Raw genomic sequence first — 6,285 nt, 5'->3', positions numbered from 1 at the left:
CGCCCTCTGGCTTGGTCACGAAGGCACCGACACCACCCAGGTTTACCTTCACGCCGACATGACCATCAAGGAAAAGGCCCTCGCTCGCGTCCAACAGCCCGGCACCACCCCCGGCCGCTACCGGCCGCCGGACAGCCTGCTCACGTTCCTCGACAACCTCTAACCACCGTCAGCACCCACCGGGTTATGCCGCCCCTACGATGACGACCTTCCTACCAGGCAGGCCCCCCAGCAGCCCGGTCGGCATAACCCGGACCTCGGCATATGCGGACGACTTCGTGGTCATGGTTTCCGGAACCCGGGAACAAGCCGAGCAGCTCCTCCCCGAGATCACCGCGGCCATCGGGCCGATGGGGCTGTCCCTGTCGGCGGAGAAGACACTGGTCACCCATATCGACGAGGGGCTGGACTTCCTCGGGTGGCGCATCCAGCGACACCGCAAGAGAGGGACAGCTCAGCACTATGTCTACACCTATCCGTCGAAGAAAGCCCTCCAGGCAATCAAGACGAAGGTGAAGGCGATGTGTATGCAGAACGTCAACGAGACGCTGGCCGACCTCACGCGCCGGATCAATCCGGCTCTGCGAGGCTGGACAGCCTACTTCCGGGCCGGCGTGTCGAGTGCGACCTTCGACTACCTACGCTCCTACGTGTGGAGCCGGGTGATGCGATGGCTGCGTAAGAAACACCGGCGAACCAACTGGGAGAAACTGCTACGCCGCTACTGCACGAACCCTCGGGACAAGTGGTGGCCCGCAGACGGCAACGTGACCCTCTTCGACCCGGCGTCGGTCAGCACCACCAGATACCGCTACCGGGGCGCCAAGATCCCGTCGCCGTGGCCCAGTGTCACGTGACAGAACCAGACCGCACAGCGGGGCTTGTGGAGCGCCGGATGCGTTGAAAGGCGCACGTCCGGTGCGGGAGGCGACCCGAGGAGACGGGCTGGGTGCGAGCCCAGTACCGCGCCTCAGGTCGACCTCACCCCGGTCTCCTCCAAGCCATTCAGACCATCTCCCCACACCCCCTCCTCCCTCAACCGGCCGAATTCACGGAGAGCGACCGTCCGCAGGCATCAGTTCCGCCACGCCAGACCAGTGACGGTCGACGGAAGCCAGCGGGCGCCACATCACGTCAGGCCGAGCGGGAAGCACGCCAGCAGGACCTGCTCCACCGCGCACGCGCTGAGGACGTCCTGCACTGGCAGCTCTTCCACCGGCCCATCTCCGCCGAGACGCTTCGCAAGTGGCTTCGCGTCGGCACAGGCACCGCACGCGCCCTGGTCACGCAGATGCGCCGGGACACCGGAGCCGCTGTCGACGGGCGGTCACCGCCATCATCGACCTCGTGACGGGACGCGGCTGGAATGGCAACATCCCAGTGGCGCAGCATGTCCCGCTGCAGGCGCGCTCGCTCCTCGGTGTTCAGCCCGTCAAGGGTACGGTCGGCTTCGTCATGCGAATGCGGGCGCGACAGGTGTGCCATGACCCTGAACATCGCCGAACCCCCATCCGCTACGAACGCGTCCGAAGATCCTCACCGTCGACGCGGTCGAGGCGTCGACCGTGGTCATCACGATGGGCTTCGGCGACGTCTGCCCCGTCTTCCCCGGTATTCGCTACGAGGACCGGAAACTCGACGACTCCGCCGGCCAGAGCATCGACGCCGTCCGCCCGATTCGCGACGCGATCCACATCCGCGTCGAGAAGCTGCTCGTCGATCTCCTGCCCGCCGCTACCTGACCACCGAGCCATCCCGCAGATCGACGCGACCTACCCGATCTTCTCCATCGCGGCAGCCCGGAGCCCGCGCTACCGAACCCTACCCACGTAGTAGGTGGAACTGTAGATGAGCTGCAGCTTGACATTGCTTCCAGTCCTTGGCGCGGCCCACATATAGCCGTTTCCAGCATAGATACCCATGTGGGTGATGTTTGATGGACTGCCGAAGAAGATGAGGTCTCCGGGCTGCTTCCCGGATTTCGGTATACGTATCGTGGCCTGGAACTGCTGCTGGGCAGTACGCGGCAGGTTCCGTCCAAGCTGCCGGTAGACGTACTGGGCGTATCCCGAGCAGTCGAAGGCGTAGGGTCCCGCGGCGCCGTAGACGTACGGTTTGCCGTTCTGCAGGGACGCAAGGTAGACGGCCTTCGCGCCGATCTCGCTTGACGGGACCGCGCTATAGGTGGGTGTGGATACAGCACCGGACTGCCCCCCACCGGTGCGGACGGACCTCACCGCCGGGGGTGGGGCCTGGACTGTGACCGTCGTTGCTCCGGCGATCGAGGGACGCAGCGCGCCGGAGCCGTCAAACACGGCGGTGAGGGTGGTCGTGGACAGCAGTCGAGTAGATATCCGCGCCTCGCCAGCGGCGTCCGTGCGGAGCGTGGCCGTGGTGGTCCATTTCGGTCCGTTGACAGCCACGATGCGGATGGCGGACCCGATGAGTGGAGAACCGTCGGTATTGGCCGCACGGACGGTGAACATTACCTCGCCGTTGGGCGCGACGGTGGCCCGATCAGGGGCGATGGCGACAGTAGTGAAGTTCCGCGACGGATCAGCGATGGCGGCAGCCAATGCCGCCGCCGCGCTGTCCGTCACCGCGGGCCGAGGACCCGAATTCAGGACGTCAGCCGTGCGGATGGTGGGTGTCGGCGATGCCGCGGTGGCAGCGTCGCCGGTGGTAGCGAGCGCGAAGCCAGTCGACGCGGTGGCCAAGCTGCCGGTCGTCAGGAGAGCGAGCGTCGCTACGCGGCGCTGTGACGCTGACACACGAGGCGACATCCCGCCTGGGCGCTCCGTGGCCCTCGCTCGCGGACGGCGCCCCTGCGGCGGTGCTGGTTCCTCACGAGCCTGGTAGCCGTACCTTCTGGCGCGATCCACTCATACGTCCCTTCGTGCCCCCAATGCGATGTAACTACTATGCCATGTAGCAGATCGACATCCCTCGACGCCCGGACTCCACGGGAGTGGGTCACCAGACAAGATGGTTCACATGGGAAATCTGAGCACCGTCCACCCAGGCCAGAGTGGATGCACCCCATGGGACCAGCCGTAACAACTACAATTCGTAGTAGGTAACAGCGACGAACGGGTTGGGTCGCACCAGTCCGTCCTGCGACGGGCAAGACTGCGGGGATGGACGTACATCACCGGCCGCGGCGATGTCCAGAGGCAGCCGATGGCGGTGACCGAGGCAGGCAGGACCGCTCGCGTCGGCGTGGGATGAGATGGACGCGGCGCTTGTCAGGCGCCGCACGAGGGGGAGTTGTGGAACAACTCGGCGACCTGGAAGCCGACATCATGGACCGGGTGTGGTCCGCACGCGGCCCGGTGGCCGTCCGTGATGTCCAGACACTACTCACGCCGACGCGTCCGTTGGCCTACACGACAGTGATGACCGTCATGGACCGGCTGTTCCACAAAGGGTGGCTGACCCGGGAACGCGCCGGGCGTTCCTACCGCTACCAGCCCGCGCTGAGCCGAAGCGCTTACACCGCCCAGCTGATGAGGTCGGTGCTCTCCGGGGCGGACGACCGTGGCCTGGCGCTGCTCCACTTCGTACAGACCATGGATGCCACGGAGTACGAGACATTGCGCGAAGCCGTGCAGTGGCACTCCGCCAGCCGCGGTCGCGGCGACGAGGAACCCGCATCATGATCTTCGGTGTTCTCGTGGTGTACGCGGCCGTCGTCTCCTGCGGCCTGCCCTGTTTCCTCCGCGACGCTTCCTGGTCCTCCCGTGCGCCGCGGCTCGCCGTCGCCATGTGGCTGGCAGCAATGATCTCCGTGGTGTCCGTGGCGGCGCTGGCCGCCATGCTGCTGTTCCTACCGCTGCATGCGATCGGGGACATCCTGGTCCTGCTCGTCCAGTGGTGTGGGTGGGGCGACCACAGTCTGACGGTCTCCACCCGGTGGACGATTCCACGCACTGCCGGCGTCGTTGTGGGCGTCGCCGCAGCGCTCCGTCTCCTTCATGTCGCCGCCGCCGTCGCCGTCGCCGGCCGGCGGTCGCGTGTCCGTCACCGGCACGACGTCCGTCTGCTCGGGCGTTTCCATCCCGCGCTATCGATCTACATCCTGGATCATGCTGATCGCAGTGCGTTCTGCCTGCCGGGCCGCAGCGGCGGCGTCGTCATCACCGAAGGGGCGTTGCGGGCCCTGCGGCCCAGCGAACTTGACGCCGTCATCGCCCACGAGCGCGCCCATCTCGCCGGCAGGCACCACCTCATCCTCACCGCGACAGCGGTCCTGGCCAGGGCGTTCCCGCTCGTGCCGCTCTTCGGGACAGGACACGAGGAGCTACGCCGACTCGTCGAACTCACCGCGGACGACAGCGCGGCCCGGCGCAGTGCGCCCCAAGTCGTCGCCGAAGCCGTGCTGAGGCTAGCCGCCCCCCCGGCTCCCGTGCTGGGCATGGCGAACACCGCCGTACGGCAACGGGTCCTGCGCCTGCTGACCGCGGATCCGCCCCTGTCCCGCCCCGCTGTCGTCGGCCGGGGTCTCATCGTCGCCGTGCTGCTACTCCTGCCACTCGTTGTGACGACAGTTCCCGCTCTCAGCGATCTGGGATATCACTGCGTCTGATCGTCTCGCTGCGCCCGCCGGTCACCGACCCCCGCTACAACGACCACCGACACCTCGACGCCGAAGCCACCGCCCCGGTCACCTGCGACCCGTGACACGGGCAACCATGGCACGGGCGGCCACGAGCACCGCCCGGGGCCTCACTGGCCGGTGGATCCGGCTCAGGTCACCCGACCGACCAGGTAGGAGTCCGCCCAGATGGTCTGGAGCTTCACCACGTCACCGGTCCTCGGCGCGACCCACATCTTCCCACCGTCGGCGTAGATCCCCATGTGGTAGATCGCGCCGGGCTGGCCGAAGAAGATAAGATCGCCTGGCTGTTCGGAGCCCTGCGCGACCCTGGCTGTCGCCGCGTACTGCTGGTCGGTGGTCCGGGGAAGGGTCTTGCCGAGCTGCTTGTAGATGTACTGCACCAGGCCGGAGCAGTCGAAGCTGTATGGCCCTTCATCACCGTAGACGTAGGGCTTGCCAGCCTGCAGCGACGCCAGGTAGACAGCCTTCTCCCCCAGCGTGTTGGCCGGGATGTTGACGTTGACCGCCGGGGTCTCGACGTTCACAGCGCTGCGGGAGGCCTGCGCAGGTACCGGCGGCGGGGACGGGCGTACGTGCAGGGTCGCCTCGTTCTCGGAGCGGGCGGACTGGAGGGCATCCGTACCATCGAAGATCACCGTGACGTTCGTGGTGGTGAGGACACGCGCCGTGTAGGAAGCGAAGCCACGTTCGTCGGTGGTCAGGTGCAGAAAGGTCGCCCAGCCGGTGGGGAGCTTGACCTGCACCTTGATGAGCTGGTCGGCCAGCGGGGCACGGGTCTCCTCGTTGAACAGCGAGAAGCCGATGTTGACAGGTTCGTCCGCGTTGACGGTCACGTCGGGGTTCGTCACACGCAGGCCCACGTCGATCTTGGGCGACAGAGTCGGTGCGGAGATGTCCGTCGTGGCATCGATGACGGTGCCCGACGCGCCCTCTCCCGCTGTGCCCTGGATGGCGCCGTCGACTGCCGTCCGGGACCCGATCTGGGTCGCGAGTGTCAGTGACGTGGTGTTCGTGCCGTCGTCCAACGCCCTGTCCGGACTGGGCTCCGGGGCACATCCGGCGAGAGCCATGCCGGAGACCACGACAGTGCCGGTGGTCACCGCTGCGACGGCGCGAGCTCGGGCTCTGGCCCGGCTCGGCGCTGTGGGGACGGACGGCGCCCGATGGCGGCCACGTCCTTCCGGGTGACGTCTTTCTCCATCAAGCTGCGCACTCCGCGCAGGCACCATGGTGATCCTTCCCCTACGCCTGCGAGGTGAGCTGTCGGGTTCGGGCTGGGAGCCCGGCCGAACGCCCTGTACGCGTTCGGCTTCACCCCAAGGGCGTCGAAGGAGGCGACGCCCGGAGGAACGTGGTTCCCCCGCTCCTGCCCCAGATGCTCGTCGGAGGGGGTCACCGGACCGGGGGCAGGATTCGGCGTACGGTCCGATGCTGTGACAGATACACACACTACCTACTACGTGACATAGTAGCTAGCCATCGGATGATCTCGGAAGATCTTCGAGGGACGCCCCCATCACTCCAGCAAGATCCCTATTGGCCGACGGCGAAGTGCGCCCTCTTGAGGCGCCACCGATCACCCGGACCACCTCCGATAACGACCAAGAGCCTTCCCCGGCCCGCACGGTGCGGGCGCGCGGCAGCGGCTCAGTGCACTGCATTCGGAC

At 66.9% G+C, this 6,285-nt stretch carries 5 protein-coding genes, 2 pseudogenes and 1 riboswitch; of the genes and pseudogenes, 5 read left to right on the top strand and 2 right to left on the bottom strand.

The genetic code is table 11. From position 1 onward, the window contains the following. From B056_RS46220 to B056_RS38135, 3 genes and pseudogenes are all read left to right on the top strand, one after another. Window positions 1-163: pseudogene (locus B056_RS46220) on the top strand (integrase); the annotation flags it as partial. A gap of 37 nt (window positions 164-200) precedes the next feature. After that, on the top strand, window positions 201-857 hold the full coding sequence (locus tag B056_RS0126885) for a group II intron maturase-specific domain-containing protein (RefSeq protein WP_230203210.1): 657 nt from the start codon (window positions 201-203) through the stop codon (window positions 855-857). A 669-nt stretch (window positions 858-1,526) separates the two neighbouring features. Beyond that, window positions 1,527-1,742: pseudogene (locus B056_RS38135) on the top strand (heat-shock protein HtpX); the annotation flags it as partial. A gap of 69 nt (window positions 1,743-1,811) precedes the next feature. On the opposite strand, the gene B056_RS0126870 reads toward B056_RS38135, so the two are convergent. Then, complete coding sequence (locus B056_RS0126870; protein WP_018504948.1) at window positions 1,812-2,600, bottom strand: C40 family peptidase; 789 nt, start codon at window positions 2,598-2,600, stop codon at window positions 1,812-1,814. Window positions 2,601-3,269: 669 nt separating this feature from the next. Here B056_RS0126870 and B056_RS0126865 point away from each other — a divergent pair. Both B056_RS0126865 and B056_RS0126860 read left to right on the top strand, forming a co-directional pair. After that, the gene (locus B056_RS0126865; protein WP_018504947.1) at window positions 3,270-3,659 is read left to right on the top strand and encodes a BlaI/MecI/CopY family transcriptional regulator; all 390 of its coding nucleotides are present in this window, start codon (window positions 3,270-3,272) and stop codon (window positions 3,657-3,659) included. Next, window positions 3,656-4,585 carry a M56 family metallopeptidase gene (locus tag B056_RS0126860; RefSeq protein WP_018504946.1) on the top strand — a complete coding sequence of 310 codons (930 nt, stop codon included), beginning with the start codon at window positions 3,656-3,658 and terminating at the stop codon, window positions 4,583-4,585. The genes B056_RS0126865 and B056_RS0126860 overlap by 4 nt, the downstream gene beginning before the upstream one ends. Before the next feature lie 161 nt (window positions 4,586-4,746). Here B056_RS0126860 and B056_RS0126855 read toward each other — a convergent pair whose 3' ends face one another. Then, window positions 4,747-5,718 carry a C40 family peptidase gene (locus tag B056_RS0126855; RefSeq protein WP_230203209.1) on the bottom strand — a complete coding sequence of 324 codons (972 nt, stop codon included), beginning with the start codon at window positions 5,716-5,718 and terminating at the stop codon, window positions 4,747-4,749. Between the two features lie 131 nt (window positions 5,719-5,849). Continuing rightward, window positions 5,850-6,047, bottom strand: a riboswitch (cyclic di-AMP (ydaO/yuaA leader). Window positions 6,048-6,285: the final 238 nt, after the last annotated feature.

It is taken from the genome of Parafrankia discariae (genome assembly GCF_000373365.1).
Lineage (GTDB): Bacteria > Actinomycetota > Actinomycetes > Frankiales > Frankiaceae > Parafrankia > Parafrankia discariae.
This window is presented reverse-complemented; position numbering and strand designations above follow the sequence as displayed.

Bases quoted from the DNA above. Each gene is read 5' to 3' on its own strand.
- B056_RS0126885 (WP_230203210.1), top strand. From the start codon at position 201: ATGACGACCTTCCTACCAGGCAGGCCCCCCAGCAGCCCGGTCGGCATA.
- B056_RS0126860 (WP_018504946.1), top strand. From the start codon at position 3,656: ATGATCTTCGGTGTTCTCGTGGTGTACGCGGCCGTCGTCTCCTGCGGC.